We start from the raw sequence: 26,812 nt of genomic DNA on the forward strand, positions 1-26,812 counted from the left end.
GTAGGAGCTGTCGAGTGGAACGAGGCTGCGATTTTTTCCCCAGCCCCTTGAGTTTCAAGCGAAAGATCAATAGATCAAAAGATCGTCCGAACGCGGCCCGAGCCTTCGCCAGCTCCTACGAAGCCCAGCGGGAGCAAGCTCCCTTGCCACGTGACCATTTAACGAGAGTTTTCCTTGGCCCACCCCGCCCAACGCCGCTGGTATCCCCTGGTCTTCGCCGTCACTGCGTTGGTCCTGCTGCCCTTGAGTGTGCTGCTGCTGTCCTGGCAAAGCATCGATCAGCAGATCTGGTCCCATCTGTGGGAAACCCAGATGCCGCGCCTGTTGGGTAATACCTTGACGCTGATCCTTGGCGTGGGCATCGGCGTGACGCTGTTGGGCGTCAGCCTGGCCTGGCTCACCAGTCTTTGCGAGTTTCCCGGCCGACGCTGGCTCGACTGGGCGTTGATGCTGCCGTTCGCGATTCCTGCCTATGTCCTGGCATTCGTATTCGTTGGCCTGCTGGATTTTGCCGGCCCCGTACAGACGCTGCTGCGTGAATGGTTCGGCAGCGGCCTGCGCCTGCCCCGGGTGCGTTCCACTGGCGGGGTGATCCTGGTTCTGGTCCTGGTGTTCTACCCCTATGTCTATCTGCTCGCCCGAAGTGCTTTCCTGGCCCAGGGCAAAGGACTGATGGAAGCGGCCCGGGCGCTGGGGCAGTCGCCATGGCAAGCGTTCTGGCGTGTGGCGTTGCCGATGGCGCGGCCGGCAATCGGCGCGGGCGTAGCGCTGGCCTTGATGGAGACCCTGGCGGACTTCGGCGCGGTGTCGGTGTTCAATTTCGACACGTTCACCACGGCGATCTACAAGACCTGGTACGGCTTTTTCAGCCTCTCCAGTGCGGCCCAGCTGGCAGGTCTCCTGCTGTTGGCGGTGATGGTGGTGCTCTACGGTGAGCGCCGAGCCCGGGGTGCCCAGCGAGCCGGCAACGAGCGACCTCGGGTCAAGGCGCTTTACCCCCTGCAAGGGCTCAAGGCGCTGGCCGCCAGCGGTTGGTGTTTCCTGGTGTTTGCCTGCGCTTTTGTCATTCCGGTGCTGCAACTGGTGGTGTGGTTCTGGCAGCGCGGTCGTTTTGACCTGGACGAGCGTTATGCCGGGCTGATCGTCCATACCCTTTATCTGGGCGGCTTGGCTGCGCTGGTTACCGTATGCGTCGCCTTGCTGCTGGCCTTTGCCCGACGACTGGCGCCGACCCGCGCCATCCGCGCCGGTGTCGGTCTGGCGAACTTGGGCTATGCGTTGCCGGGCTCGGTGCTGGCGGTCTCGATCATGCTTGCGTTCAGCTATCTGGACCGTGAGTGGGTCATTCCGCTGTCGAGCCTGTTCGGCGGTGCGGGCAAACCCTTGCTGCTGGGCAGCCTTTCAGCGCTGTTGTTGGCGTACCTGGTGCGTTTCCTGGCGGTGGCCTACGGTCCATTGGAAAGCAGCCTGGCGCGCATTCGTCCGTCCTTGCCCGAGGCCGCCCGAAGCCTCGGCGTCAGTGGACCACGATTGTTTTTCAAGGTGTATCTGCCGTTGCTGTTGCCGGGCACCCTGAGTGCGGCGCTGCTGGTATTCGTCGATGTGCTCAAGGAAATGCCCGCGACCTTGCTGATGCGCCCGTTCGGTTGGGACACCCTGGCGGTGCGGATCTTTGAAATGACCAGTGAGGGAGAATGGGCCAGGGCAGCGTTGCCGGCGTTGACGCTGGTGCTGGTGGGGCTGTTACCGGTCATCGGATTGATACGACGTTCGGCCCATCGAAACCCCTAGCAGGCGATCTCAATTATTGAGCGTCCTCCTAGGTGCCAGTCCTACATCATGCGGATACAATGCGCGGCATTCGGTGCGGTCCGTCTGTCGGACCGGGTAGCTGGGAGCGTCAGAAAACTCTTCTTTTCAGATGCTCGTGCTGTGCAGTGCCCGTCCGCACCTTCGCCAAGCCCGGAAGGAGAAACCCATGGGACAGCGTACGCCTCTGTATGACCTTCATCTCGCCCTCGGCGCGAAGATGGTCGATTTTGGCGGTTGGGATATGCCTTTGCACTACGGCTCGCAAGTCGAAGAGCACCATCAGGTGCGTCGCGATTGCGGTGTGTTCGATGTATCCCACATGACCGTGATCGACGTTGCCGGTCCCCAGGCCAAAGTCTGGTTGCAGCGCTTGCTGGCCAACGATGTCGATCGCTTGCAGGACGCGGGCCGTGCGCTGTACAGCGCCATGCTCAATGAGCATGGCGGCATTGTCGACGACATGATCATCTACCGGGTCGAGGACGGCTATCGGTTGGTGTTCAACGCTTCGACCCGCGATCAGGACCTGGCTTGGATGCAGGCGCAGCTCGGCGATTACGACGTGCAATTGCATGAGCGTCCCGAACTGGCGATGCTGGCGATCCAGGGGCCTCACGCCCGGCACAAGATCGCTGAACTGGTCACGCAATCTCGCGGCCAATTGCTTCAGCAACTCAAGCCTTTCGAAGGTCGCGCCGACGGTGACTGGTTCATCGCTCGTACCGGCTATACCGGAGAAGACGGTCTGGAAATCGTTCTTCCGGCCCATGAAGCCCCAAGCTTTTTCAACGACCTGGTGGGCGCCGGTATTTCACCCATTGGCCTCGGCGCCCGCGACACCCTGCGCCTGGAAGCTGGCATGAACCTCTATGGCCAGGACATCCACCAGGATGTTTCGCCCTTGGCTTCGAACATGGCCTGGAGCATCGCCTGGGAGCCGGCCAGTCGCCAATTCATCGGCCGCGAAGCGCTGGAAGCCGAACTCGCTGCGGGCGTGCAGCACAAATTAGTGGGGTTGGTGCTTGAAGAACGGGGAGTCTTGCGCGCCCATCAAGTGGTTCGAATCGCAGATGTTGGCGAAGGGGAGATCACCAGTGGTAGTTTTTCTCCTACGCTTAGCAAGTCAATTGCCTTGGCTCGTGTCCCAATGGCCACCGCCGACCGTGCCGAGGTGGAAATTCGTGGCAAGTGGTACCCGGTACGGGTGGTCAAGCCGACCTTCGTCCGCCATGGCAAAACCCTGATCTAACCTTTTTACGGCGGGCCGCCGGCCGCTGACACTTCTCTTGAGGACACAGAATATGAGTGATATCCCTGCCGAACTGCGTTTCGCCGAAAGCCATGAGTGGGCGCGCCTGGAAGCCGACGGTACTGTCACCGTGGGCATCAGCGATCACGCGCAGGAAGCCTTGGGCGATGTGGTGTTTGTCGAGCTGACTGAGGTCGGTAAGGTTTTTGCTGCGGGCGATCAAGCCGGTGTGGTGGAGTCGGTCAAGGCCGCTTCCGATATCTATTCCCCAGTTTCGGGTGAAGTGATTGCAATCAACGAAGAGTTGAGCGGTTCGCCAGAGCTGCTGAACTCCGACCCGTACGGGGCATGGATCTTCAAGCTCAAGCCAAGCGACAAGGCCGAGCTGGACAAGCTGCTCGACGCTGCCGGCTACAAAGCTGCAATCGGCGAATAACCGGATCTAATGCGGGAGCGAGCAAGCCCGCTCCCGCACTGGGTACTGCGGGCAGCCTGATAATATTTTCGGGCAAAAAAATGCCGCTCAATCGAGCGGCATTTTTTATGGGCCGGGAATCAATCCTGGGCGACGGCGTTCTTCGCCAGGATCGCGTTGGCCAGTTCCATGTCGGTGGCCTGCAGGCCTGGGTTGTCGGCACGGACTTTCTGCATCGCGGCTTCCAGGTAAGGGCCACGGATGCTGCCGTCACTGGCGACAAAGCTGCCGGCGTCGTCCTGGGCGGCGACGATCAGCTTGTGATCCTTGAAGGTCAGGTAGGTGGAACCGGTGGTCGCACCGGACGAGATGACGTTACGCCAAAACGTGTCGGCCATTGCCGAGCCCACAGGAAGAGAAAGCAAGGCTAGGGTCGCGACAGCAAGTTTGAGACGCATGATAGGTGACTCCACTGGGTTAACTATGACGTTGGATTGTCGAGGGCTCGATTCAGTTCCATGACACGTCACTCCGCCCGTTCAACCGTCAACACCGTTCCCTCCTGCGCCACCACCCTGACTCGGGCACCAACAGGCAAATCGGGTCCCTTCGCCAACCACACGCCATCGGCCACCTTGATCTTGCCCCGTCCATCGACGATTGCCTCGTGGACCTGGAAGACCTTGCCGATCAGCTCCTGACCGCGCAGGTTCAGGTGTGGCTGATCGCTCTGGCGCACCGCGCTGCGCTGGCGTCGCCACCAATACAGGGCTGTTGCGATGGCGAACAGGCCGAACAGCAGGAACTGCATCTCCCAAGCCATTTGCGGCAGGATAAAGGTCAGCACACCGACCGCAGCGGCGGCCATGCCGATCCAGAGCAGATATCCGCCGGCGCCGAATACCTCCAGGATCAGCAAGATGACGCCAAGCGCCAGCCAGTCCCAATACGACATCTGTTGCAGGAAACCCCACATACGCGCGCCTCAGGCTTTCTTGCTGTCGAAGGTGGCCTTGACGATCTCACCGATACCGCCGACGGCGCCAATGACCTGGCTCGCTTCCAGCGGCATCAGGATCACCTTGCTGTTGTTGGCCGAGGCAAGACGGCCGAGGGCATCGATGTATTTTTGCGCAACGAAGTAGTTCACGGCCTGGACGTTACCGGCGGCGATCGCCTGGGACACCACCTGGGTAGCCAAGGCTTCGGCTTGCGCCTGGCGTTCGCGGGCTTCCGACTCCAGGAACGCGGCCTGCCGACTGCCTTCGGCCTCGAGGATCTGCGCCTGTTTCTTGCCTTCGGCGGTAAGAATGGCCGACGCTCGCAGGCCTTCCGCTTCGAGGATCTGGGCACGCTTGATCCGTTCGGCTTTCATCTGCCCGGACATGGCGGCCATCAGGTCGGCTGGCGGGCTGATGTCCTTGATCTCGATCCGGGTGATCTTGATGCCCCACGGCGCCGTGGCCTCATCCACGGTGCGCAATAGTTTTTCATTGATGCCGTCGCGCTGGCTGAGCATGGCATCCAGTTCCATGGACCCCAGCACCGTGCGGATGTTGGTCTGCAACAGGTTGCGGATGGCGTGTTCGAGGTTGTTGACCTCGTAGGCGGCCTGGGCTGTGTTGACGACCTGGAAGAAACACACGGCGTCGATCTGTACCGTGGCGTTGTCGGCGGTAATCACTTCCTGGGGAGGAATATCCAGCACGCTTTCCATGACGTTGATCTTGCGCCCAATGCGATCCATTACCGGAATGATGATGTTCAGGCCGGGCTTGAGCGTATTGGTGTAACGGCCAAAGCGCTCGACGGTCCACTGGTAGCCCTGGGGCACGACCTTGAACCCCATGAACAGGATGGCGACCACGAGGCCGATGAACAGTAAAAGTACGCTACCGATCTGCATGACGGTTCCCTGTGCGAATTGAAATGGACCTGCGAACCCTGAGTGTAGGGCACGCGGCCATTATCTTCGCTACGGTCCGTTCCGGTTTGTTTGTGGGATATTTCTGCCTCTTGAGCAGGATGGTGCCTACTTCTGCTCGCTCTGTGGCGTTACCCGCAATACTTCCTCGACGGTGGTCAAGCCCGCCGCAACCTTTTGCGCGCCCGAGAGCCGCAGGCTGCGCATGCCTTCCTTGAACGCCTGGCGGCGTACGGCCAGCAAATCGGTGTCGGGGTGGATCAAGCCTTTGACGCTGTCGCTCAATTGCATGATTTCGTAGACCCCGGCACGCCCGCGATAGCCGGTGTCACGGCACTCCGAGCAACCGACCGCCCGTTGGGCATTGGTGGGCAAGGGTGCCTGCCAGGGACGCGTCAGGGTTTGCCAGTCGTCTTCGTCCAGGGTCAACGGTGCCTTGCAATGCGGGCACAGCGTACGTACCAGGCGCTGGGCCATGACCCCGAGGACCGTGGCCTTGATCAGGTAATGCGGCACGCCAAGCTCCAGCAGGCGGCTGATGGCGCTCGGCGCGTCGTTGGTGTGCAGGGTCGAGAGCACAAGGTGTCCGGTGAGCGCTGCCTGGATCGCCATCTCGGCGGTTTCCAGGTCGCGGATCTCGCCGATCATGATGATGTCCGGGTCCTGTCGCATCAGCGCGCGGACGCCGGCGGCAAACGACAGCTCGATATTGTGCTGGACCTGCATCTGGTTGAAGGACGACTCGACCATTTCAATCGGATCTTCGATGGTGCAGAGGTTCACTTCCGGTGTCGCCAGCTTCTTGAGCGTGGTGTAGAGGGTCGTGGTCTTGCCGGACCCGGTGGGCCCCGTAACCAGGATGATGCCGTTGGGCTGGCGCGTCATGTCCTGCCAGCGGCGCAGGTCGTCGGCGGAAAAACCGAGCTGGTCGAAATCCTTGAGCAGCACTTCCGGGTCGAAGATCCGCATGACCATTTTTTCGCCGAATGCCGTGGGCAAGGTCGACAGTCGCAACTCCACTTCGCCGCCGTCCGGGGTCTTGGTCTTGACGCGTCCGTCCTGGGGCTTGCGCTTTTCCGCGACGTTCATCCGCCCCAGGCTCTTGAGGCGACTGATGATCGCCATCGTCACCTGCGGCGGGAACTGGTAGACGGTGTGCAGCACGCCGTCGATGCGAAAACGCACGGTGCCCTGCTCGCGGCGGGGTTCGATGTGGATATCGCTGGCGCGCTGCTGGAAGGCGTACTGGAACAGCCAGTCGACGATATTGACGATATGGGCGTCGTTGGCGTCCGGCTCCTGGTCGCTGGCGCCGAGATTGAGCAGTTGTTCGAAGTTGCTCAGGTTGCTCGGTTGCTGCTCGACCGTGGTGGCACCGCTGACCGACTTGGCCAGGCGGTAGAATTCCACGCTGAGGCGCTGGATATCCACCGGGTTGGCGACCACCCGCTTGACCGGCAACTTGAGCACGTGGGTCAGGTCCGCTTCCCAACTGCTGACGTAAGGCTGGGCGCTGGCAACGGTGACCGCGTCGCGATCGACCGCCACGGCGAGGATCTTGTGGCGCTGCGCAAAGGCGTAGGACATCAGGGGCGTAACGGCTGCCACGTTGATCTTCAACGGGTCGATGCGCATGTAGGGCTGGTCGGCCTGCTCGGCCAGCCACAGCGTCAGGTTTTCCAGGTCCAGGCGCTTGCCGGGACGGCTCAGGTCGTCCAGGTGCTGGTTGGCAATGAATTCAAGTGGATGCAACTGGCTGTTGGCAGTGTGACGCCGACGCGCATTGAGTGCGGTTTCCGCTGAATCCTGGCTGATGATGCCTTGGGCGACCAATTGGCGCAGCAGATCGTTAAGGTCCAGCCAGCGGTCCTGAGTGGCGTGTTTGGTGGACATGAGCGTTCGAATTCCTATTGGACAATTGCAGCAAAGCCGCGATACAGACACCTCGATGTCTTGGCCTGGTCTGCAAAAGAATAGTCGCGACGTTATGTACCGTTGGGCCACTACCCGACCAATGAGTTTCGAATTCTTGCCGCAGCGATCTCAACTCGCTGCCTGAACCGATCCAGCCCGTGCAATATCAATGTCTTGCATGTCCACCGAACTCACGCTGATCAAGTTACGTAATTTTTCCGCAATCACCTGGGCACGGTGCCAGCTCAGCCCGTCCACGAGGATCTCCATGGACAGTTGATCATGGTGGCACTCCATATGGATTTTCTCCGGCGTCAGGCCCTGCAACGCGAACAGGTTGAGCACCCGGCAAGGCAGATCCGGCTCGGCCTCGCCCAACAATTGATACTCGACGCGACGATGGGGATTGGCGGAGTGCCAGACGTCGGCGCGCAGTGGAGGCGTGGCAGTGGAATCGAATGAGGGCATGGAACATCTCCTGGATATGCGGAGAAATATTTACATGCGTCCTGAGGTATTTCTTATCTAAGATATGCCTTTATGCTGTTCTAGCGAATTAATCCAATCGATATCTGGTTTGTTAAAGGTTTATTTATGCACAGCGAGCTGGACAGCTACGACCGCAGGATACTCGCACTGCTGCAAGAGGACGCTTCGCTGTCCAGCGCGCAGATTGCCGAGCAGGTAGGTTTGTCCCAATCGCCGTGCTGGCGACGGATCCAGCGGATGAAGGAGGAGGGGATCATTCGCGGGCAGGTGACGTTGCTGGATCGCAAGAAAATCGGCCTGAACACGCAGATATTCGCCGAAGTGAAACTCAACGCCCACGGTCGTTCGAACTTCACTGAGTTCACCGAGGCGATCCGCGGCTTTCCCGAAGTCCTGGAGTGCTATGTGCTGATGGGGTCAGTGGATTTCCTGCTGCGTATCGTCACGGCGGACATCGAGGCGTATGAGCGGTTCTTCTTCGAGAAGCTGTCGATGGTGCCGGGGATCCAGGAAGTGAACTCGATCGTGGCGCTGTCGGAGATCAAGTCGACGACGAGTTTGCCGGTGGTGCGCTGAGCTTGTTTTTGCGATGTTTGGGCTGACCTCATCGCGAGCAAGCTCGCTCCCACAGTTGATCTTCAGCGGCCACAAGATCTGTGTGCAACGCTGGACCCCTGTGGGAGCGAGCTTGCTCGCGATGGCGATCTTACAGGCGCAACAAAGTCTTCCACGCCCGATTCTGATACACCGCGATCGCCTGTTGCTTGCGCGCATCCAGAAGCTCGTCGGTGATCGGCTCGTTGGCCAGTTGCGCCAGCTTGTTCAATTCACCGTAGAGGCGGTCCATTTCCGCAATATCGAGGACGTGGCGGGCATGGTGCAGCCAGGCCTGGATCCGTTCGATGCGCGGCAATTGCTCGGCCAGGTCTTCCGGCTGTTGCTGGTAGCGTTGCAGTTGCAAAGACGAAGCTTCTTCGCTCAACAGGCGCGGCAACCAACTGCCCAGTTGCGCCGCGCCTTGGCGGTTGCCGCGGGTGTTGCGGTCGGCGGTCCAGCTACGGGCCAGCAACCAGCGTGAGGCTTCGAGGGAGAACAGGCCCCAGCGCGGGTCCTGCAGCTCTTCGAGGAATTGCTCCGGGGCTGCCTTGCGCACGTCTTCGTCCTCGATGCCGGCCTGGACCAATGGGCGCCAGTCTTCCAGCAGTGCGTCCAGGGCAACGCGCAGATCATGAGTCGATTGACGCGGCGCGGCCTGGCCGAGGCTGCTGAGCAGGGCGCGCAGTTCGGCGAGGTTTTCCACCCAGTCTTGCAGCAGGCGCCAATGGCCATTGAAGCGGTATTGTTCGGCCAGGCGCTGGCTGCTGCCCAGCAAATGCCAGCTCAAGGCGGCGAAGGCATCGTCTAGCGGTGTTTCGACGGTCAGTTGCGGGGACGGAAGGCTCAGGGCATAGCTGCCCGCGTCATGCAGGCGATAGCCCCGTTCGGCCTTGCTGATGTCGCAGGGCATCAAGGGCAGGGTCGCGGCCAGCTCGGCGGCCAGTTCCAATAGCGCGGCGGGTTCGCCTTCGCGCAGCTCCAGCTCCAGCTCGCAGATTTCTTCCTTTTGCTTGCCCACCACGACGTGGCCCAGGTCGAGCGCGGCCTCGATGACCACTTTGCTCTTGCCACGGCCCCAGGCGATTTCGGCGCGCTCGCGAACGAAGTCGGTGGTGAAGATCGCCTTGAGGGTTTTCTTGTCCAGTTCGGCCAGTGCCTCGGGCCAGCATTCGCCCTCGAGTTTCTTCAGGTCCAGCTTGGCCTTGGGCAGGTGCCAGTCGTACTCGTTGCGCTCGGACAGGCCGGCGACGCTCTGGCCACGGGTCTTGAGGGTCTGGATCACTTCTTCACCGTCGCGGCGCAGGCGCAGGGCAACCTTGGCCCGGGCGAGGTCACGCTCCGGGGTGTCGAAGTACTGATTCATCAGTTCGTGGCGTTCCCAGCCACTCTTGTTGCGTTTTTTCAGCAGCGGATGCTCACGCAAGGCTGCCAGGGTCTCGCGGCTGACGCGGAGTTTGATTTCGGTTTCTTTCTGCATGGCCGGAAAATCCAGGGATCGGGTGCGCAGCCGGGGGGAGGTGTGGCTGCCAAGGTCGTGCAGTGTACAGGACTCATCCGTCCTACGCGTCGCGACGGTATAAGAGTGTCCTATCTCACCAATACGTTCTTTTTGACGGCGTCTGTTGCCGTCATGCTGCGTTGCCGCTCCTCGCCATAGCGGGCTATGACTCGTCGCGGCGCCTTGCGTGACGACAACAGCCACTCGTCAAAAAAGAACGTATTGGTAAGACAGGACACTCGCTCTCGATGGTTCTATGATGGACGTCAATTTGTACGCCCCGGAGCCAGCGATGCCTTTGCCGTCCATGAAAGATCAGTTCGCTGCCCTGATCGCCGCGCCTTCGGTCAGTTGTACCCAGCCAAAGCTGGACCAGTCCAACGGTGCGGTGATCGAGCTGCTGGCAGGCTGGCTCACCGAGCTGGGGTTCTCCTGTGATATCCAGCAGGTCAGCCCAGGCAAATTCAATTTGCTGGCCAGTTTCGGCAGCGGTCCCGGCGGCCTGGTGCTGGCGGGCCACAGCGACACGGTGCCGTTCGACGGCGCGTTATGGCAGACCGATCCGCTGAAGCTCACCGAAGTCGACGGTCGTTGGGTAGGCCTGGGCAGTTGTGACATGAAGGGCTTTTTCGCCCTGGCCATCGAAGCGGTCAAGCCGCTGCTGGACCAACCCTTCAAGCAGCCGCTGTTGATCCTCGCCACCTGCGATGAAGAAAGCTCCATGTCTGGCGCCCGGGCCCTGGCCGACGCCGGACGGCCGTTGGGGCGTGCCGCGGTGATTGGCGAGCCCACCGGCTTGCGGCCGATCCGCCTGCATAAAGGCGTGATGATGGAACGCATCGACATCCTCGGGCGCAGTGGCCATTCTTCCGATCCGAGCCTGGGCCACAGCGCCCTCGAAGCGATGCATGACGCCATGGGCGAGCTGCGCGGCCTGCGCCTGCAATGGCAGCGTGAATTCCGCAACCCGCAATTCACCGTGCCGCAACCGACCCTGAATTTCGGCTGCATCCACGGCGGCGACAACCCCAACCGGATCTGCGGCCAGTGCTCCATGGAATTCGACTTGCGGCCCTTGCCCGGCATGGATCCGCAAGTGCTGCGGGCGGCGATCCAGCAGAAGCTCGACCCGATTGCCGAACGACACCACGTGAAGATCGACTACGCGCCGCTGTTCCCCGAAGTGCCGCCATTCGAGCAGGTCGAGGATGCCGAACTGGTGCGCGTGGCCGAACGGCTTACCGGCCATCGTGCCGAAGCAGTGGCGTTCGGCACCGAAGCGCCTTATCTTCAGCGCCTTGGCTGCGAAACCCTGGTGCTCGGCCCTGGCGACATCGCCTGTGCCCACCAGCCGGGCGAATACCTTGAAATGTCACGTTTGCAGCCTACCGTGCAATTGCTCCGTCAGTTGATTGGGCACTACTGCTTGACGCCGGCCACGGCCGGTTAAATTGCCCTCTTGCGGGCCCGTATTCATCACATGAGGAGAGCGCGCGTGTCGCCAAGCCTGTTCCGACGATAACCACCAGCCCGCTGTGCGTTCTGTTTCGTCTTTTTTCGGCTGTTATTTATTACAGGTCAGGTTCATGCCCGAATACGTCAATTGGCTTCGCCACGCTTCGCCCTATATCAATGCCCACCGTGATTGCACCTTCGTCGTCATGCTGCCCGGAGATGGGGTTGAACACCCCAACTTCGGCAACATCGTTCATGACCTGGTGTTGCTGCACAGTCTCGGCGTGCGCCTGGTGCTGGTCCATGGTTCGCGCCCGCAGATCGAGACTCGCCTCGCGGCACGGGGCCTGACACCTCATTATCACCACGGCATGCGCATCACCGATGCCGCGACCCTGGAGTGCGTGATCGATGCGGTCGGCCAACTGCGCATCGCCATCGAGGCGCGCCTGTCCATGGACATGGCGTCTTCGCCCATGCAGGGCTCGCGGCTGCGGGTCGCCAGTGGCAACCTGGTCACTGCGCGGCCGATCGGCGTCCTTGAGGGCGTGGACTATCACCACACCGGCGAAGTGCGCCGGGTCGATCGCAAGGGCATCAACCGGCTCCTGGACGAGCGTTCCATCGTGCTGCTGTCGCCGCTGGGCTATTCGCCCACGGGGGAAATCTTCAACCTGGCCTGCGAGGATGTCGCCACCCGGGCGGCCATTGACCTGGCGGCTGACAAGTTGCTGCTTTTCGGCGCTGAACAGGGGCTGATCGATGAGCATGGACGCCTGGTTCGCGAGTTGCGTCCGCAACAGGTTCCGGCCCACATGCAGCGATTGGGCAGCGACTACCAGGCCGAACTGCTCGACGCCGCGGCCCAGGCTTGCCGCGGTGGTGTCGCGCGCAGCCATATCGTCAGCTATGCCGAGAACGGTGCGCTGCTGGCCGAGTTGTTCACCCGCGATGGCAGCGGCACGCTGGTGGCCCAGGAGCAATTCGAGGTGGTGCGCGAAGCGGCCATCGAGGACGTTGGCGGCTTGCTGGACCTCATCAGCCCGCTGGAGGAGCAGGGGATCCTGGTGCGTCGTTCCCGTGAAGTGCTGGAGCGTGAGATCGAACAGTTCAGCGTGGTCGAGCGCGAGGGCATGATCATTGCCTGCGCCGCGCTGTATCAGATTGCCGATTCGGACGCGGGTGAGCTGGCCTGCCTGGCGGTCAATCCGGAGTATCGCCATGGCGGGCGCGGTGATGAACTGCTGGAGCGAATCGAAACCCGTGCCCGTGCCCAGGGGCTCAAGACGCTGTTCGTGCTGACGACCCGGACCGCCCACTGGTTCCGCGAACGGGGCTTCGAGCCCAGCAGCGTCGAACGCCTGCCGGCGGCGCGGGCTTCGCTGTACAACTACCAGCGCAATTCGAAGATCTTCGAAAAATCCCTGTAGACGGCTCTCGGAAATCTCCCATCGCCGCGACTTTCTTGATTTCAGACAATGAGCAGCTAGTCTGGAACGCGTCAAGATCGCGGCATGCGCGAGTTGTCATGAGCAGGATCGAAGGCGCAGGAGGCGCGGAATATATCTCGTCGCCAGGAATTCGCGGGGTTGCGTAAAACCCGGACGAATAACCGTTCAGTTATCCCCTACGTCGCCGATAAGGCTTGTCACAGCTTGATGACGCTGTGATGGCACTCATATGTCAAAACGCACTGAAAACTGTTGAAACAATTCTTTTTGGATTTATAAAGAATCCTTTATTCTGCGGGCCGATGTCGCGGGGTTAGACCATGGTCGTAGTCCGAAAGGGTTACGGTTGACTTGCCAGTCACGGTCTGGCGCTAATCGCGCATCCGCGGATTCCGGGCGTTCGATCCGGAGCCAAAGATAGACAAGAATTAGAAAACGAGAGGAGCGATGCATGAAGAAGTCCACCTTGGCCATGGCAGTGGCCGTTGGGGTATTGGCGCAGCAGGCAGGCGCCGCCGGTTTTATCGAAGACAGCAAGGCGTCTGTCAGTTCTCGCACGTTGTACTTTGACAACGACAACCGTGAAACAGGCAAAACCGACCAGCGTGAAACGGCCACTGGGCTGAAGTTCGACTATAAGTCCGGCTTCACTCAAGGCGTCGTCGGTTTTGGTATCGACGCCCAGGCACTGGTTGGTATTCACCTTGATGGCGGCAAAGGCCACCACCCGGATAACAACTCTTTCGTGCCAAGCGATTCCGATGGCTCGGCTGTACACAACTGGAGTCGTCTGTCGGGTAACGTCAAGGCGCTCTTCTCCAAGACCGAGGCTCACCTGGGTGGCGCCCTGGCGCCTAACCTGCCGATCCTGGTCGCCAGCGATGGTCGTCTGCTGCCCCAAACCTTCGAAGGTGGCACAATCACCTCCAAGGACCTGGACAACGTTACGTTCAACGCTGGTCAGTTGGAACATGCCACAGGCCGTGCGTCGAGCAACAGCACCGGCTTGTCGGTGAATGGTGCAACGGAGGAAAGTAACCAGTTCCGTTACGCTGGCGCTGACTGGAAGGTCACTAAAGATCTGACCTTGCAGTATTACTACGCCAACCTGCAGGATTTCTACAAACAGCACTTCCTGGGAGCGGTCCACGTTTTTCCGATCAGCGAAGGCCAGTCATTCAAAACTGACCTGCGTTACTTCGACAGCAGCTCCGATGGCCGTAACGGCGAGGCGGGTTATACCTTCAATAACAACCAAGGTTATGCCAAGAACGCTGGCGAGGTCGATAACAAGACCTGGAGCGCCATGTTTACCTATACCTTGGGTGGCAGTGCGTTCCTGTTGGGTCACCAGCAGGTCGGTGATGACGGTGGTTTCGTCTACCTGAATCAGGGCAGCCTCCGCAGCGACTCCAATGGTTTTGAAGGAGCCGGTGGTTCGAGCTTCTACTTGTTCACCGACAGCATGATCAACGCGTTTGTTCGTGCTGGTGAGAACACCACGTTCGGCCAATACTCCTATGACTTCACTGGTCTGGGCGTTCCGGGTCTGAAGGCCGCTGTTGCATATTTGCGTGGTGACGACGTTAAAACCGCCGACGGCGCAAGCGATTACTCCGAGTGGGAACGCGACATGCGTGTGGATTACGTGATCCAGCAAGGTGCGCTGAAAGGCTTCGGCACCACCTTGCGCCACGGTACCTACCGTAGCAGCGGCGTGGGCGACAGCCAGGATCAGACCCGCCTGATCTTCAACTACACTTACAACTTCATGTAAGACGTAGCGAAGTAAAAAAGCCCCGCCCGGCATCACGCCGGGCGGGGCTTTTGCGTTTCGGGTATGTCGGATGGATCTCGCCTTTATCCCTTTGGCTCCGCTGCGTCCTTGCGCAGGATAAACGCACTGAACGCCAGAAAATCATCCAGATGCCCGGTAATGATCGCGACCATGATCGGCAGTTGAAGGGCCTGGTAGTCATGCACCGCGATGTTCCTGAACCCCACCATGTTCTTCAGGTTTTTCACCAGGCCTTCTTCGATCCAGCCGCCTTGAAAAAGCAACTCGAATGTATCGCGGGCACTTTGCGGGACACCCAATCGCTCACGGCGAATCAGATGCTGCCCCATATCCAGCGCCGCTTCGCAGGCACGCTGGATGTTCAGGACGGCCGAATCCTGGCGAGTGAAATCGGTGGCAAACGTGGCAGGATCTTTCCCGTATTCCTCGCGCACCCTGGCTACGCAACGCTCGATACTCGCTGCCTTGTTGATCAATACGTCATCGGCCATACACGCTGCCCTGTTCCTGAATATCTTTGAGCAATCCTGCTCGAGTCTCATCGAGCGCGGTCTTTTCGCTGAGAATGAAACATTCGAACAACCCCGCCTGTACATCTTTGGCCCAGAGTCTTCGGCCTCGGGTCACGATCTGGTACTGCATGACGGTGGTTGCCGCCCGTAGATCTATCAGATCCACCGGACTGCCCACAATGTCCGCCAAATCGCCTGAAAGTTGCCACAACGACACCGGGTCCACCGTGCCTGACAACAGCACAGCCAAATCGACATCACTGTCAGGCCCGGCGGTCCCCTGGGCGTGGCTTCCGAACAGGTAAACCGCCAACAGGTCAGGCAGATGATTTTGCAAGTGAGTCAACGAGGCTTGAGCGTTCATGCTGCCTATCCTAGCCGCTCGTCTCAAAATCGCGTCAATAATTTCCGTAATGTAGCTCCAAAACAAAAAAAGCCCCGCCCGGCATCACGCCGGGCGAGGCTTTTGCGTTTCGGGTCCGGCCCACCCCTGTAGCCTTTCCCGAACCTTCTCCTCTTTTCAGCAACTTGAGGCCTTCTCGAAACCTCGGGAATGATCTTGGGCCGCTATGCGTCAAGGCACCAGTGAACAGTTTTTTATATTTCCTAATGATCTAAATAAATGGGTATTCATTCTTTTTAAAGCAACGAAAAGCGGCGCACAGTTTGGGCTCATAAAAACCATCCAGGAGCCGCATCATGAGCCTCAGACTCGGCGACATCGCCCCCGATTTCGAACAGGATTCCAGCGTCGGCAAGATTCGCTTCCACGAATGGCTCGGCGACAGCTGGGGCGTGCTGTTCTCCCATCCGGCGGATTTCACCCCGGTGTGCACCACCGAGCTGGGCCTCACCGCCAAGCTCAAGGATGAATTCGCCAAGCGCGGCGTCAAGGCCATCGCCCTGTCGGTGGACCCGGTGGACTCGCACCATAAATGGATCGAAGACATCAACGAAACCCAGAACGCCGTGGTCAATTTTCCGATCCTGGCCGATGCCGACCGCAAGGTGTCCGACCTGTACGACCTGATCCATCCCAACGCCAGCGACACCTTGACCGTGCGCTCATTGTTCGTGATCGACCCGAACAAGAAGATTCGCCTGACCATCACCTACCCGGCCAGCACCGGGCGCAACTTCAACGAAATCCTCCGAGTGATCGACTCCCTGCAACTGACCGACAACTACAAAGTCGCCACGCCCGCCAACTGGCAGGACGGTGATGAAGTGGTGATCGTGCCGTCGCTCAAGGACGAAGAAGAGCTCAAGCAGCGCTTTCCCAAGGGCTACCGCGCGGTGAAGCCGTACCTGCGCCTCACGCCCCAACCTAATCGTTGACGCAATACCGAACCTGTGGGAGCGAGCTTGCTCGCGATAGCGGTGTATCACTCAACATCAAGGCTGGCAGATCTGACGCCATCGCGAGCAAGCTCGCTCCCACAGGAACATCTGTGTACCAAGGGTTTTGGCCGTTTCGACGGCCTTTTTTATTGCGCAGAGAAAAGCTGGACGCATATCTCTATATCGAATAATCAAATGAATAAATATGATTTAAAGATATATGCCCGCGCTGTTATGGTTGGCCCCATACCGCGAGATCGCCTACTGCGAATCGCAAGAGACTTTAAGGAATGGTTGGCATGTTGGTTGTCTCGCTCGGCGGCAGTCCCAGCCAGCGCTCCCGTTCTGGAGTGCTGTTGGAGCGCTCGCAACGTTGGTTGCAGCAACACGGTGTGGAAGTGGTGAGTTATCAGGTGCGTGATTTCCCCGCCGAGGATCTGCTCCATGCCCGCTTCGACAGTCCCAAGGTGGTGGACTTGCTGGCCCAGATCGAAAGCGCGGACGGGCTGCTGATCGCCACACCGGTCTACAAGGCGTCTTTTTCCGGTGCGTTGAAGACCGTGCTTGATCTGCTGCCGGAACGGGCCCTGGCCCACAAGGTGGTGTTACCCATGGCGACAGGCGGCAGCATCGCCCACATGCTCGCGGTGGACTACGCCCTGAAGCCGGTACTGTCGGCGCTCAAGGCCCAGGAAATGCTCCATGGGATTTTCGCCGAAGACAGCCAGATCGCTTATGGCGAAGGCAGCGCCCAGGCGCAATTGACGCCGGCCTTGCAGCAGCGCCTGGACGAAGCGCTTGAACAGTTTCACAGCGCCATGGCCCGTCGGCCGAGGCCGCTGGACCCCGATGTATTGAACGAACGTTTGTTGAGTGCTCGCTGGAGCATCTGAACCCCGAACACCACTGATTCAACTCACCTTACTCAGCCGTCAACGGCCAAGCAGGTGCAGCCAAAACCCCACAGCAAAAAGGAGAGGCGCCATGCGCACTGTCATTTTGCGTCGCGGGCTGGTCGCTCTGTTTGCTGCGGCTGTGTCCTTCGGCGCCATCACCCAGGCTCAAGCCGAGACCTTGCGGATCGGTTACCAGAAATACGGCACCCTGGTGCTGCTCAAGGCCAAGGGCTCATTGGAAAAACGCCTCGCGGCCCAAGGCGTGGACGTGCAATGGACGGAGTTTCCCGGCGGCCCGCAGCTGCTTGAAGGCTTGAACGTCGGCTCCATCGATTTTGGCGTCACTGGCGAAACCCCGCCGGTGTTTGCCCAGGCCGCAGGCGCCGACCTGCTCTATGTCGCCTACGAACCTCCGGCGCCCACCAGCGAGGCGATCCTCGTGCCGAAAGGCTCGGCCATCCAGTCGGTGCAGGACCTCAAGGGTAAGAAAGTCGCGCTTAACAAAGGCTCCAATGTCCACTATCTGCTGGTGCGGGCGCTGGAAGACGCCGGCCTCAAATATTCAGACATCCAGACGGTTTTCCTGCCTCCGGCCGATGCCCGTGCAGCGTTCGAACGGGGCAGTGTGGACGCCTGGGTCATCTGGGATCCGTACCAGGCCGCGGCTGAACAGCAGTTGCAGGCACGCACCCTGCGTGACGGCAAGGGCATCGTCGATAACCATCAGTTCTACCTCGCGACCAAACCCTATGCGCAGAAAAATCCCCAGGTGATCACGGCCCTGGTGGAGGAAGTGCGGGCGGTGGGGGAGTGGTCCAAGGCCAATCCTGAAGACGTGACCCAGCAGGTCTCGCCGCTGCTCGGGCTGCCAGCGGATATCACCCTGACGTCGGTGAAGCGCCAGGGCTACGGCGCGTTGTTCCTCACGCCGGAAGTCGTCGCGGCCCAGCAGAAAATCGCCGACAGCTTCTACCAACTCAAGTTGATTCCCAAGCCCTTGAGCATCAAGGACGTGATCTGGACGCCGCCGGCGGCCGTTGCGAACGCGCAGTAATTCGATCCCTTAGGAGACCACTCCATGAGCCTCAACATTTTCTGGTTCCTGCCAACCCACGGCGACGGCCATTACCTTGGCACCGCCGAAGGCGCTCGCGCCGTCGATCATGGTTACTTGCAACAAATCGCCCAAGCGGCGGATCGGCTGGGTTTTGGCGGCGTCTTGATTCCCACCGGGCGTTCCTGCGAAGACTCCTGGCTGGTAGCCGCTTCGCTGATTCCGGTGACCCAACGCCTGAAGTTCCTGGTTGCCCTGCGCCCCGGGATCATTTCCCCGACGGTGGCGGCGCGTCAGGCGGCGACGCTGGATCGGTTGTCCGGCGGGCGCGCGCTGTTCAATCTGGTGACCGGCGGTGATCCGGACGAACTGGCCGGCGATGGGTTGTTTCTTGATCACGAAGAGCGTTACCAGGCCTCGGTGGAATTCACCCGGATCTGGCGTCGGGTGTTGGAAGGCGAGACCGTGGATTATGACGGTGAGCACATCAGCGTGAAGGGCGCCAAGCTGCTCTATCCGCCCATCCAGCAACCGCGCCCGCCGCTGTATTTTGGTGGCTCGTCGGAAGCGGCACAGGACCTGGCCGCCGAGCAGGTGGAAATGGTGCTGACCTGGGGCGAGCCGCCCGCAGCCGTCGCGCAGAAAATCGAACAGGTGCGAGCCAAGGCCGCAAAGCTTGGGCGCACCGTGCGCTTCGGAATCCGCCTGCATGTGATTGTGCGGGAAACCAATGCCGAGGCCTGGCAAGCGGCCGACCGTTTGATCTCCCATCTGGACGACGAAACCATCGCCCGTGCCCAGGCGTCCCTGGCGCGCTTCGACTCGGTGGGCCAGCAACGCATGGCCGCGCTGCACGGCGGTCGCCGCGACAAGTTGGAAGTCAGCCCCAACCTGTGGGCCGGGGTCGGCCTGGTGCGTGGTGGTGCCGGTACGGCGCTGGTGGGCGATGGCCCGACCGTGGCCGCGCGGGTCAAGGAATACGCCGACCTGGGCATCGACACGTTCATCTTCTCGGGTTATCCACACTTGGAAGAGTCCTATCGGGTGGCCGAGCTGTTGTTCCCGCACTTGGATGTGGAGCGCCCGGAGCTGCCGAAAAGCCAGGGTTACGTGAGCCCGTTCGGTGAGATGGTCGCCAACGACATCTTGCCCAAAGCCGCGTCCCAGAGCTGAGGCGACCATGAAGAAAGTTATCCACAACCTGGCGCCGTGGGCGGTGCCGCTGCTGTTGCTGGCGGTGTGGCAATTGTCGGTATCGGCCGGCTGGCTGTCCACGCGGATCCTGCCGGCACCGGTCGCGGTGATCGAGGCTGGCGTGAACCTGGTGCGCAGCGGCGAGATCTGGACACACTTGGCCATCAGCGGCTGGCGTGCGGCGGTCGGCTTCTTGATTGGCGGCGGCCTCGGCCTCGGCCTTGGCTTTATCACCGGCCTGTCGAAGTGGGGCGAGCGGTTGTTGGACAGCTCGGTGCAGATGGTGCGAAACGTGCCGCACCTGGCGCTGATTCCGTTGGTGATCCTGTGGTTCGGCATCGACGAGTCGGCGAAGATTTTCCTGGTGGCGCTGGGCACGCTGTTCCCCATCTATCTCAATACCTATCACGGCATTCGCAACGTCGACCCGGCGCTGGTGGAAATGTCCCGCAGCTACGGCTTGTCCGGTTTCAGCCTGTTTCGCCAAGTGATCCTGCCGGGCGCCTTGCCTTCGATCCTGGTGGGTGTGCGCTTTGCCCTGGGTTTCATGTGGCTGACGCTGATCGTGGCGGAAACCATCTCGGCCAGCTCCGGCATCGGTTATCTGGCGATGAATGCCCGGGAGTTCCTGCAGACCGATGTGGTGGTGCTGGCGATTCTTCTGTATGCCGTGCTGGGCAAATTGGCTGACCTTGCCGCCCGCGGACTTGAGCGGGTCTGGCTGCGTTGGCACCCGGCCTACCAAGTGATCAAGGGAGGTGCCGCATGACCGCCCAACAACCTCCGCGCCTGCTGCGTGGCATCCCGCTGGCAGTGCGCAAGCTGCAAAAAACCTTCGGCACACGCCAGGTGTTGCGCGACATCGACCTGCATATCCCGGCCGGGCAGTTCGTGGCCGTGGTCGGTCGCAGTGGCTGTGGCAAAAGTACCTTGCTGCGGTTGCTGGCCGGTCTCGATCAGCCTACCGATGGTCAGCTGTTGGCGGGCTCGGCGCCGCTGAGTGCTGCGCAACAGGACACGCGTTTGATGTTCCAGGAAGCGCGTTTGCTGCCTTGGAAAAAAGTCATCGACAACGTCGGCCTTGGACTAAAAGGCAACTGGCGCCCGCAGGCGCTGCAAGCACTGGAAGCCGTCGGCTTGGCCGACCGCGCCCATGAGTGGCCGGCGGCGCTGTCTGGCGGACAGAAACAACGAGTGGCCCTGGCCCGCGCGCTGATTCATCAGCCACGCCTGTTGCTGCTCGATGAACCCTTGGGGGCGCTGGACGCACTGACCCGCATCGAGATGCAGCAACTGATCGAAAACCTCTGGCAGCAGCACGGCTTCACGGTGTTGCTGGTGACCCACGACGTCAGCGAGGCGGTAGCGATTGCCGATCGGGTGATCCTGATCGAGGACGGCCAGATCGGCCTCGACCTGCCCATCGACCTGCCACGTCCACGGGTTCGCGGCTCTCATCGCCTGGCGAGCCTGGAAACCGAAGTCCTCAACCGTGTGCTGTCCTTGCCCGGCCAACCGCCGGAACCCGAACCCGTTTCACCCTTGCCCACGCAATTGCGTTGGGCGCAATAACTTCATCCAGACAGGAATCGACACCATGACTATCAAAGCCATCAACGTACGCAACCAGTTCAAAGGCACCATCAAGGAAATCGTCGAAGGCGACGTGCTATCGGAAATCGACGTGCAGACCGCTTCGGGCATCGTCACGTCGGTCATCACTACCCGCTCGGTCAAGGAGTTGGAACTGGCGATCGGCAGTGAAGTGATCGCCTTCGTCAAATCCACCGAGGTGTCTATCGCCAAGTTGTGAGCGATGCTTGACCCACAGCCCCGGACGGCGTGAGCCCTTCGGGGCTTTTATCAGCACCAAACAGATGACTGGCGCGTTGAGCAGGTTGATTCGTCAACGCATCAATGAACGCGGTGTTATCGCAACCAGCCCTTGCGCTTGATATAGACAAGTGGGAGAACCGCAGCTGAAAGTGTCAGCCCCATCGAATAGATGAAGCCGTGCTCCCACGAAAGCTCTGGCATCACCGCAAAGTTCATACCGTAGAATGTGCCGACCAGCGTGGGTGGCAGGAAAACGGCCGTAATGATCGTGAATACCTTGACGATCTGATTCTGTTTTATGTTGAGAATGTTCGTCACGGCGTTTTGCAAGTAGCGGACTTTTTCGTGTTCGAAGTAGGCATGCTCCTTGACCCCAGCGACATCGGCTGCAAGCTCATTCACCAGACCCTGCAAATCAGCTTCGGTGGTGTTGTCCACTTCGCTGCTTAGATATCGCACTGTGCGTGCAAGGGATAACTGTGCCTCAATACAGAGAGAAATCAGTTCTTCCTTGTCGTTGAGCGCGCGCATCGTTTCGACCAAGTCCGGTACCCCCAACTCCTTGCCATTCGCATTATAGCCATCGGATATTTCGGAAATTTCTTCGGCACTCTTTTCCAACTCATCGGCAATACGATCGATGACGGCGTCAGCGCTGTCATTGGCCATCTGCAGCAGAGCTCGCAGCATTGCCTTGGGGCTCTGGGCGTTGGCAGGTTTGCGGCGCAAGCGTTGCAGGGCTACATCAAAAGGGTGGAAATCCGCGTCGTCGCAGAGAATCGCTACTACCTGCTCACCCAAGACGAAGGTTACACCTCCAAAATGCGGAGCCCCGTTGGCATCCAGTGCAAGCAACTTCGAACGCATGTATAGAAACTGGCCGTCCTCTACGACGCTGCCGTTCTTCTGGTCGGTTTCAATGCCAAAGCGCTGCTGCAAGCACGCCCGCTCTTCGAGTGTCGGTGTGTTCACCTCAAGCCAAACAACGTCTCGATCATGCTCCGGCTGAGGTAGCCCCTGAGCGATAGAAAGGGTTGCGTGATTATTGATAATGCTGCGGATCATGTCTGATTACTCGTAGGCTGGTCGTATATGAGCAAATGCCCCTACTTGGACGCTGGGTTGAGTTCGCTATGAGAGGGTGAGGTCGATGATGTTGTGGTTTCCTGATCCGGTGGCTGCATGTAATGCACCGCCGTCATGACTATTGCCAGCAGCAGATACAACACAATCACTGCAACGATTACTTCGTTCTCAAGGCTGGTGCGGTTTGGCGGCTTCTTTTTCATGGCAAACTCCTCGGTTCGTATCTACGAGAGGGGATAGAAATACCGGGGAAGGGGTCATGGCGTCCCCGGTGAGTGCTAAAACGCAAGGTTATACGTGATCGGCAGGGCGATTATTCATCTTGCAGATTGCTGTTGAGTAACTGCCAGCGTACGGAACTTACACCTTTTTCCAGGCTCACCCGGCTAGCCAGTTGCTCTAGTTGAGCCGGGCTCGCAGGCGTGCCGACAAGTTCTGCGCGCACTTCGAGCTTGTCCGGGTTGGCCAAGTCTTCGCTGTGCAGTGATTGCAAACGTAGTGCGCTTCCGCTCAAACCATGCAGAACCAGGGTGCGTACGTGCACCTCGTCCTCGGCCCGGCAGACAATGTTGAAGGTAAAGCGCTGATCAACTTCCACGGCTGCGGCTGCGCCCTGGCGGTTTATACGCTGAGCGGCTTCGCGCAGCAGGATGTTGGCGCAGAGCACCACCAGGGTGCCCATGGCGGCTTCCAACATATGACCCATACCCGACAAGATGCCTATCGCAGCAGAGCACCAGAGCGTGGCGGCGGTATTAAGGCCGCGTACATTGAGGCCTTCGCGCATGATTACACCGGCACCCAGGAAACCGATGCCGGAAACGACTTGAGCGGCGATCCGTGCAGCGCCCGAGCTATCGCCGTTGGAGGTCAGCAGGGACACCATGACGAACAAAGCCGCGCCGGTCGAAACCAAGGCGTTGGTGCGCAGTCCAGCCAGACGCTGGCGAAGTTGACGTTCGGCACCCACCAGGGCACCTAGAGCGAGCGCGACGGTCACGCGCAGGAAAAAAATCTTCCAATCCATAATTCACTTCCATACCGACAATTGTTCGAATAGCGAACAGAGTTTTAGGGATGGATCGCGCAGGCATGAGCGAAAACCACAGATGCGCTGGGCACTTGCGTGCGGGCACTGAGGGGAACTCATAGGGGAAGGAGGTTCGAATCCCGGGTCGGGAACGAAATACCACTATCCGCCGTAAGACGGCAGGAAAGTGGCAGAGAGGGACTCTGCTGGACTAGCTTGCCGCTTTAGCCTGTCGGGATCGACTGGGGTAACTGTCCAAGACTGGACTCCTGTGTTGACTAAAAAGCGGGGGCGAAAGTATGTTTTTTATATGTAGAAGTCAAACAACGGCTGGAGGGATTTTGTTTCAGGCTACTTCGGTATCGTTACATCGGTCACTGTTTTAGGCGGCCTGAACAATGCGCTTTGTTGGGGTTGGAAGGGGGGCTGCTACGCAGCCCAGCGGGAGCAAGCTCCCTCGCCACATGGGTCAGGGCGCTTCACGCTTGGGCAGATACGGCGGCAGATACAGCCCCAGGTACGCATCGAACACCCGCATGCCTTCTTCGGCCATGCGCGGGGTGATCTGGCCGTGTTGTTGTACCGAGCGGGCGTAGACGCGGTCGCCCAGTTCCATGGCCAGGGCGAATACGTCGACGTCTTTGGGCAAGCTCGGCAGCTCGAAATGGTGGTTGAACACCTTATGCATCAGGTCGCCCAGCTCGAGGTCGTGCTGGCGGTCGGCCTGGATGACTTCGGTCAGGCCGTGCTGGGCCAGGATCAGTTGGCGAGCGGCGGCGTCCTGGCTGTAGATGGTGAGCATGCGCTGCTCCACCAGCCGTGACAGGTCGTGCCAGTGGTTCAACGCCGCATGATCAATCGGTGCTTGCAGGCCGGCGCGAAAGGCGGCGTGGATGTCGGCGGTCAGGGCTTCGAGCAGGGCCGGGACGCTGGCGAAGAAGTGGTACACGGAAGAGGGCGGGATCCCGGCGCGCTCGGCGACGCTGTAGATCGACAGGCTGGCCACGCCTTCGGCGGCAAGCAGCGTACGGGCGGCATCAAGAATGGTGTCGATCCGGGCCTGGCTGCGTGCGCGGGGTTTGCGGGGGGTGGCGATACGCGTCATGGACGTCTCCTGCGGGGCTGCCGGGCATTGTACGAGTCGGGTCCTGTGTTGTCTTCCCGGTCGCCATCGCGAGCAAGCTCGCTCCCACATTGGGTGTGTGCTGACCCTCAAATCAGTGCACCGAAAATCCCCTGTGGGAGCGAGCTCGCTCGCGATCCGCCGAAGGCGGCCATTCACCCAAATACATAAAAAAACGCCGCAGGCCATAAGGCCTGCGGCGTTTCTTGTTGTGCGCCAGGCATGGCGCGTTGCGCGTAAGCGCAACCAGCTTGGCTGTGGTGGCCACGCTGGTGACTTGGAGGTGAAAGTCCTCTACACACCCGGCAAGGGGAAGTGTTAGCCGAAGGTAAGGGTGTCGCGGGTGACTGCGAATCTGAAGGAAGCCCGAGGCAAAATGCTGGCCTGACGAACAGGAAGCGGATAGAGGCGGCGCAGCGGGGTGAGGTGGCAATGATCACTAAAGCCCGATACTTGCACGGAACGCTGTGACGTAGATCCGACAGGCATAAGCAGGAAGGTCGCGTGAATTACCCTGGGAGATCTGTAGGTTTGCCACTGTGCTACCGAGCGTCGAGAGGCGCCGGGATGAATCTACAGAAGTCAGCCGAGGCCGTAGTAAGTGACGAATAACCACGTCACCAAGGGCCGAACAGGTTATGCCGCCAGTAGGCGTCAGAGTCTCGTCGAATGTCGAAAAAGCAGAAATTTCTCCGCAAGAGAACTGTAACCCCAAGTCTCGGACGGAATCCTGGGCTTGCGGCCGGCAGTGCGCAGACATCGGCGGCGTCTGTGGCGTGGACGAACGCGGAGCCGGACACGCTGATGGAGCGGGTGCTTGCACCCGCCAACCTCAAGCGTGCGTATCAACGTGTGGTCAGCAACAAGGGCGCACCGGGTGCCGACGGCATGACGGTCGACCAGTTGGCGGACTACGTGAAGCAGTATTGGTCGATCCTCAAGACTCGGCTGCTGGCCGGTGAGTACCATCCGCAAGGTGTGCGCGCCGTTGAAATCCCCAAACCCAAAGGCGGAACACGGCAGTTGGGCATTCCCAACGTCGTGGATCGCCTGATCCAACAGGCCCTGCTGCAACAGCTTACGCCGATCTTCGACCCTCTGTTCTCGGACTACAGCTACGGTTTTCGTCCAGGCAGAAGCGCTCATCAAGCTATAAAAACAGCCCGCGGCCATGTAGCGGCGGGGCACCGTTGGTGTGTGGAACTTGATCTTGAGAAATTCTTTGATCGAGTTAACCACGACGTTTTGATGGCCCATATAGAGCGTCAGGTCGACGACAAACGAGTGCTCAGGCTGATCCGTCGTTACCTCGAAGCGGGAGCGATGTCAGGTGGGCTCGTCAGCCAACGGCGGGAAGGGACGCCGCAAGGCGGCCCGCTCTCGCCGTTGCTGTCGAATATCCTGCTTAACGAACTCGACCGCGAACTGGAACGACGGGGTCACCGTTTCGTACGCTATGCCGACGACGCCAACATTTATGTGCGCAGTCGTCGTGCTGGCGATCGAGTGTTGGCTGGGGTTGAGCGCTTCCTGAATCAGCGTCTGAAACTGACATTGAATCGGGAAAAGAGCCGCGTGGCACGGCCTTGGGTCTGCGACTACTTGGGCTATGGGATGAGCTGGAATAAACAGCCGAGGCTAAAAGCGGCGGCAATGAGCCTGGATCGTCTGTGCGACCGTCTCAGAGACCTGCTGCGCGGAGCACGGGGGCGCTCGATGGTGTACGTCATCGAGCGGATAAATCCTGTCCTGCGCGGTTGGGCTGGCTACTTCAAGCTGAGTCAAAGCAAGCGACCGCTTGAGCAGTTAGATGGTTGGGTGCGTCACAAGCTTCGCTGTATCGTCTGGCGTCAATGGAAGACGCCTTCTACGAGGGCGCGAAACCTGATGCGTCTAGGGATTGGCGAAGCACGTGCATGGCCTTCAGCCTTCAACGGCCGAGGCCCATGGTGGAACTCGGGGGCATCGCATTTGAATCAGGCGTTGCCGAAGAAACTGTGGGATGGGCTTGGGTTGGTCTCGATACTGGATACGATAAACCGGCTTAGCCGCATAACCTGAACCGCCGTATACGGAACCGTACGTACGGTGGTGTGAGAGGACGGCGGCTGTAAAGCCGCCTCCTACTCGATTACCGC

General features: G+C 60.0%; 27 protein-coding genes. 15 read left to right on the top strand and 12 right to left on the bottom strand.

Features of this window, described 5'->3' with window-relative positions; all coding sequences use genetic code 11:
• Positions 1-174 precede the first annotated feature (174 nt).
• From Q7C33_RS05095 to gcvH, 3 genes are all read left to right on the top strand, one after another.
• Positions 175-1,791, top strand: coding sequence for an ABC transporter permease (locus Q7C33_RS05095; protein WP_407682935.1), 1,617 nt, complete (start codon positions 175-177; stop codon positions 1,789-1,791).
• A 187-nt stretch (positions 1,792-1,978) separates the two neighbouring features.
• Complete coding sequence (gene gcvT, locus Q7C33_RS05100) at positions 1,979-3,061, top strand: glycine cleavage system aminomethyltransferase GcvT (protein WP_217860593.1); 1,083 nt, start codon at positions 1,979-1,981, stop codon at positions 3,059-3,061.
• A gap of 52 nt (positions 3,062-3,113) precedes the next feature.
• Positions 3,114-3,497 carry a glycine cleavage system protein GcvH gene (gcvH, locus tag Q7C33_RS05105; RefSeq protein WP_030138117.1) on the top strand — a complete coding sequence of 128 codons (384 nt, stop codon included), beginning with the start codon at positions 3,114-3,116 and terminating at the stop codon, positions 3,495-3,497.
• Between the two features lie 119 nt (positions 3,498-3,616).
• Here gcvH and Q7C33_RS05110 read toward each other — a convergent pair whose 3' ends face one another.
• The 5 genes from Q7C33_RS05110 to Q7C33_RS05130 form a co-directional block, all read right to left on the bottom strand.
• The gene (locus tag Q7C33_RS05110; protein WP_172680574.1) at positions 3,617-3,937 is read right to left on the bottom strand and encodes a DUF2388 domain-containing protein; all 321 of its coding nucleotides are present in this window, start codon (positions 3,935-3,937) and stop codon (positions 3,617-3,619) included.
• Between the two features lie 65 nt (positions 3,938-4,002).
• The gene (locus Q7C33_RS05115) at positions 4,003-4,452 is read right to left on the bottom strand and encodes an NfeD family protein (protein WP_264430527.1); all 450 of its coding nucleotides are present in this window, start codon (positions 4,450-4,452) and stop codon (positions 4,003-4,005) included.
• Between the two features lie 9 nt (positions 4,453-4,461).
• A complete protein-coding gene (locus tag Q7C33_RS05120) occupies positions 4,462-5,382 on the bottom strand; it encodes an SPFH domain-containing protein (protein ID WP_030138115.1) in 921 nt (306 codons plus the stop codon).
• A gap of 126 nt (positions 5,383-5,508) precedes the next feature.
• Complete coding sequence (locus tag Q7C33_RS05125; protein ID WP_030138114.1) at positions 5,509-7,293, bottom strand: GspE/PulE family protein; 1,785 nt, start codon at positions 7,291-7,293, stop codon at positions 5,509-5,511.
• Positions 7,294-7,443: 150 nt separating this feature from the next.
• Positions 7,444-7,782, bottom strand: a complete 339-nt coding sequence (locus Q7C33_RS05130) for a hypothetical protein (RefSeq protein WP_217860592.1) — start codon at positions 7,780-7,782, stop codon at positions 7,444-7,446.
• A gap of 126 nt (positions 7,783-7,908) precedes the next feature.
• Between Q7C33_RS05130 and Q7C33_RS05135 the strand changes: the two genes are divergently transcribed.
• The gene (locus Q7C33_RS05135; RefSeq protein WP_198797502.1) at positions 7,909-8,379 is read left to right on the top strand and encodes an Lrp/AsnC family transcriptional regulator; all 471 of its coding nucleotides are present in this window, start codon (positions 7,909-7,911) and stop codon (positions 8,377-8,379) included.
• A gap of 130 nt (positions 8,380-8,509) precedes the next feature.
• On the opposite strand, the gene Q7C33_RS05140 is transcribed toward Q7C33_RS05135, so the two are convergent.
• Positions 8,510-9,877, bottom strand: a complete 1,368-nt coding sequence (locus tag Q7C33_RS05140) for a CYTH domain-containing protein (protein WP_407682936.1) — start codon at positions 9,875-9,877, stop codon at positions 8,510-8,512.
• 313 nt (positions 9,878-10,190) lie between these two features.
• On the opposite strand from Q7C33_RS05140, the gene argE reads away from it, so the two are divergent.
• The 3 genes from argE to Q7C33_RS05155 all read left to right on the top strand — a co-directional run bounded on the left by argE (position 10,191) and on the right by Q7C33_RS05155 (position 14,581).
• Positions 10,191-11,348 (top strand): acetylornithine deacetylase, encoded by a 1,158-nt coding sequence (argE, locus tag Q7C33_RS05145; protein WP_407682937.1) that lies wholly within the window; start codon positions 10,191-10,193, stop codon positions 11,346-11,348.
• 136 nt (positions 11,349-11,484) lie between these two features.
• The gene (gene argA, locus Q7C33_RS05150) at positions 11,485-12,783 is read left to right on the top strand and encodes an amino-acid N-acetyltransferase (RefSeq protein ID WP_198797500.1); all 1,299 of its coding nucleotides are present in this window, start codon (positions 11,485-11,487) and stop codon (positions 12,781-12,783) included.
• A 472-nt stretch (positions 12,784-13,255) separates the two neighbouring features.
• A complete protein-coding gene (locus tag Q7C33_RS05155) occupies positions 13,256-14,581 on the top strand; it encodes an OprD family outer membrane porin (protein WP_407682938.1) in 1,326 nt (441 codons plus the stop codon).
• A gap of 83 nt (positions 14,582-14,664) precedes the next feature.
• Here the strand turns inward: Q7C33_RS05155 and hepT are convergent, their stop codons facing one another.
• Positions 14,665-15,093 (bottom strand): type VII toxin-antitoxin system HepT family RNase toxin, encoded by a 429-nt coding sequence (gene hepT, locus Q7C33_RS05160; protein WP_030138107.1) that lies wholly within the window; start codon positions 15,091-15,093, stop codon positions 14,665-14,667.
• Positions 15,083-15,478, bottom strand: a complete 396-nt coding sequence (mntA, locus tag Q7C33_RS05165; protein ID WP_407682939.1) for a type VII toxin-antitoxin system MntA family adenylyltransferase antitoxin — start codon at positions 15,476-15,478, stop codon at positions 15,083-15,085. The genes hepT and mntA overlap by 11 nt, the downstream gene beginning before the upstream one ends.
• 335 nt (positions 15,479-15,813) lie before the next feature.
• On the opposite strand from mntA, the gene Q7C33_RS05170 reads away from it, so the two are divergent.
• The 7 genes from Q7C33_RS05170 to Q7C33_RS05200 all read left to right on the top strand — a co-directional run bounded on the left by Q7C33_RS05170 (position 15,814) and on the right by Q7C33_RS05200 (position 21,412).
• Positions 15,814-16,452, top strand: a complete 639-nt coding sequence (locus Q7C33_RS05170; RefSeq protein WP_258648492.1) for a peroxiredoxin — start codon at positions 15,814-15,816, stop codon at positions 16,450-16,452.
• A gap of 302 nt (positions 16,453-16,754) precedes the next feature.
• On the top strand, positions 16,755-17,348 hold the full coding sequence (ssuE, locus tag Q7C33_RS05175; RefSeq protein WP_407682940.1) for an NADPH-dependent FMN reductase: 594 nt from the start codon (positions 16,755-16,757) through the stop codon (positions 17,346-17,348).
• 91 nt (positions 17,349-17,439) lie between these two features.
• A complete protein-coding gene (locus Q7C33_RS05180; RefSeq protein ID WP_217860588.1) occupies positions 17,440-18,405 on the top strand; it encodes a sulfonate ABC transporter substrate-binding protein in 966 nt (321 codons plus the stop codon).
• A 24-nt stretch (positions 18,406-18,429) separates the two neighbouring features.
• The gene (ssuD, locus tag Q7C33_RS05185) at positions 18,430-19,578 is read left to right on the top strand and encodes an FMNH2-dependent alkanesulfonate monooxygenase (RefSeq protein ID WP_198797495.1); all 1,149 of its coding nucleotides are present in this window, start codon (positions 18,430-18,432) and stop codon (positions 19,576-19,578) included.
• A 7-nt stretch (positions 19,579-19,585) separates the two neighbouring features.
• Entirely contained in the window at positions 19,586-20,368 is a 783-nt protein-coding gene (ssuC, locus tag Q7C33_RS05190; RefSeq protein ID WP_407682941.1) for an aliphatic sulfonate ABC transporter permease SsuC, read from the top strand.
• The gene (ssuB, locus tag Q7C33_RS05195) at positions 20,365-21,171 is read left to right on the top strand and encodes an aliphatic sulfonates ABC transporter ATP-binding protein (RefSeq protein WP_003206644.1); all 807 of its coding nucleotides are present in this window, start codon (positions 20,365-20,367) and stop codon (positions 21,169-21,171) included. Before ssuC ends, ssuB begins: the two co-directional genes overlap by 4 nt.
• Before the next feature lie 25 nt (positions 21,172-21,196).
• Positions 21,197-21,412, top strand: a complete 216-nt coding sequence (locus Q7C33_RS05200) for a TOBE domain-containing protein (protein ID WP_003177394.1) — start codon at positions 21,197-21,199, stop codon at positions 21,410-21,412.
• A 116-nt stretch (positions 21,413-21,528) separates the two neighbouring features.
• On the opposite strand, the gene Q7C33_RS05205 is transcribed toward Q7C33_RS05200, so the two are convergent.
• The 4 genes from Q7C33_RS05205 to Q7C33_RS05220 form a co-directional block, all read right to left on the bottom strand.
• A complete protein-coding gene (locus Q7C33_RS05205; RefSeq protein ID WP_407682942.1) occupies positions 21,529-22,500 on the bottom strand; it encodes a CorA family divalent cation transporter in 972 nt (323 codons plus the stop codon).
• Between the two features lie 41 nt (positions 22,501-22,541).
• Positions 22,542-22,724 carry a hypothetical protein gene (locus tag Q7C33_RS05210; RefSeq protein WP_053182876.1) on the bottom strand — a complete coding sequence of 61 codons (183 nt, stop codon included), beginning with the start codon at positions 22,722-22,724 and terminating at the stop codon, positions 22,542-22,544.
• Positions 22,725-22,834: 110 nt separating this feature from the next.
• Entirely contained in the window at positions 22,835-23,548 is a 714-nt protein-coding gene (locus Q7C33_RS05215; RefSeq protein ID WP_053182873.1) for an MgtC/SapB family protein, read from the bottom strand.
• Positions 23,549-24,020: 472 nt separating this feature from the next.
• Complete coding sequence (locus Q7C33_RS05220) at positions 24,021-24,656, bottom strand: TetR/AcrR family transcriptional regulator (RefSeq protein ID WP_018610580.1); 636 nt, start codon at positions 24,654-24,656, stop codon at positions 24,021-24,023.
• Positions 24,657-25,343: 687 nt separating this feature from the next.
• Here Q7C33_RS05220 and ltrA point away from each other — a divergent pair.
• Positions 25,344-26,735: a group II intron reverse transcriptase/maturase gene (gene ltrA, locus Q7C33_RS05225; protein WP_407682943.1), complete on the top strand. Its 1,392-nt coding sequence runs from the start codon at positions 25,344-25,346 to the stop codon at positions 26,733-26,735.
• Positions 26,736-26,812: the final 77 nt, after the last annotated feature.

The organism is Pseudomonas sp. BP11-1-1 (assembly GCF_052112105.1).
GTDB classification, from domain to species: Bacteria; Pseudomonadota; Gammaproteobacteria; order Pseudomonadales; family Pseudomonadaceae; genus Aquipseudomonas; species Aquipseudomonas alvandae.

Coding starts and splice junctions, on each gene's coding strand:
- gcvT (WP_217860593.1), top strand. CDS start 1,979: ATGGGACAGCGTACGCCTCTGTATGACCTTCATCTCGCCCTCGGCGCG.
- gcvH (WP_030138117.1), top strand. CDS start 3,114: ATGAGTGATATCCCTGCCGAACTGCGTTTCGCCGAAAGCCATGAGTGG.
- Q7C33_RS05115 (WP_264430527.1), bottom strand. CDS start 4,452: ATGTGGGGTTTCCTGCAACAGATGTCGTATTGGGACTGGCTGGCGCTT.
- Q7C33_RS05120 (WP_030138115.1), bottom strand. CDS start 5,382: ATGCAGATCGGTAGCGTACTTTTACTGTTCATCGGCCTCGTGGTCGCC.
- Q7C33_RS05125 (WP_030138114.1), bottom strand. CDS start 7,293: ATGTCCACCAAACACGCCACTCAGGACCGCTGGCTGGACCTTAACGAT.
- Q7C33_RS05130 (WP_217860592.1), bottom strand. CDS start 7,782: ATGCCCTCATTCGATTCCACTGCCACGCCTCCACTGCGCGCCGACGTC.
- Q7C33_RS05135 (WP_198797502.1), top strand. CDS start 7,909: ATGCACAGCGAGCTGGACAGCTACGACCGCAGGATACTCGCACTGCTG.
- Q7C33_RS05140 (WP_407682936.1), bottom strand. CDS start 9,877: ATGCAGAAAGAAACCGAAATCAAACTCCGCGTCAGCCGCGAGACCCTG.
- argE (WP_407682937.1), top strand. CDS start 10,191: ATGCCTTTGCCGTCCATGAAAGATCAGTTCGCTGCCCTGATCGCCGCG.
- argA (WP_198797500.1), top strand. CDS start 11,485: ATGCCCGAATACGTCAATTGGCTTCGCCACGCTTCGCCCTATATCAAT.
- Q7C33_RS05155 (WP_407682938.1), top strand. CDS start 13,256: ATGAAGAAGTCCACCTTGGCCATGGCAGTGGCCGTTGGGGTATTGGCG.
- hepT (WP_030138107.1), bottom strand. CDS start 15,093: ATGGCCGATGACGTATTGATCAACAAGGCAGCGAGTATCGAGCGTTGC.
- mntA (WP_407682939.1), bottom strand. CDS start 15,478: ATGAACGCTCAAGCCTCGTTGACTCACTTGCAAAATCATCTGCCTGAC.
- Q7C33_RS05170 (WP_258648492.1), top strand. CDS start 15,814: ATGAGCCTCAGACTCGGCGACATCGCCCCCGATTTCGAACAGGATTCC.
- ssuE (WP_407682940.1), top strand. CDS start 16,755: ATGTTGGTTGTCTCGCTCGGCGGCAGTCCCAGCCAGCGCTCCCGTTCT.
- Q7C33_RS05180 (WP_217860588.1), top strand. CDS start 17,440: ATGCGCACTGTCATTTTGCGTCGCGGGCTGGTCGCTCTGTTTGCTGCG.
- ssuD (WP_198797495.1), top strand. CDS start 18,430: ATGAGCCTCAACATTTTCTGGTTCCTGCCAACCCACGGCGACGGCCAT.
- ssuC (WP_407682941.1), top strand. CDS start 19,586: ATGAAGAAAGTTATCCACAACCTGGCGCCGTGGGCGGTGCCGCTGCTG.
- ssuB (WP_003206644.1), top strand. CDS start 20,365: ATGACCGCCCAACAACCTCCGCGCCTGCTGCGTGGCATCCCGCTGGCA.
- Q7C33_RS05200 (WP_003177394.1), top strand. CDS start 21,197: ATGACTATCAAAGCCATCAACGTACGCAACCAGTTCAAAGGCACCATC.
- Q7C33_RS05205 (WP_407682942.1), bottom strand. CDS start 22,500: ATGATCCGCAGCATTATCAATAATCACGCAACCCTTTCTATCGCTCAG.
- Q7C33_RS05210 (WP_053182876.1), bottom strand. CDS start 22,724: ATGAAAAAGAAGCCGCCAAACCGCACCAGCCTTGAGAACGAAGTAATC.
- Q7C33_RS05215 (WP_053182873.1), bottom strand. CDS start 23,548: ATGGATTGGAAGATTTTTTTCCTGCGCGTGACCGTCGCGCTCGCTCTA.
- Q7C33_RS05220 (WP_018610580.1), bottom strand. CDS start 24,656: ATGACGCGTATCGCCACCCCCCGCAAACCCCGCGCACGCAGCCAGGCC.
- ltrA (WP_407682943.1), top strand. CDS start 25,344: ATGTCGAAAAAGCAGAAATTTCTCCGCAAGAGAACTGTAACCCCAAGT.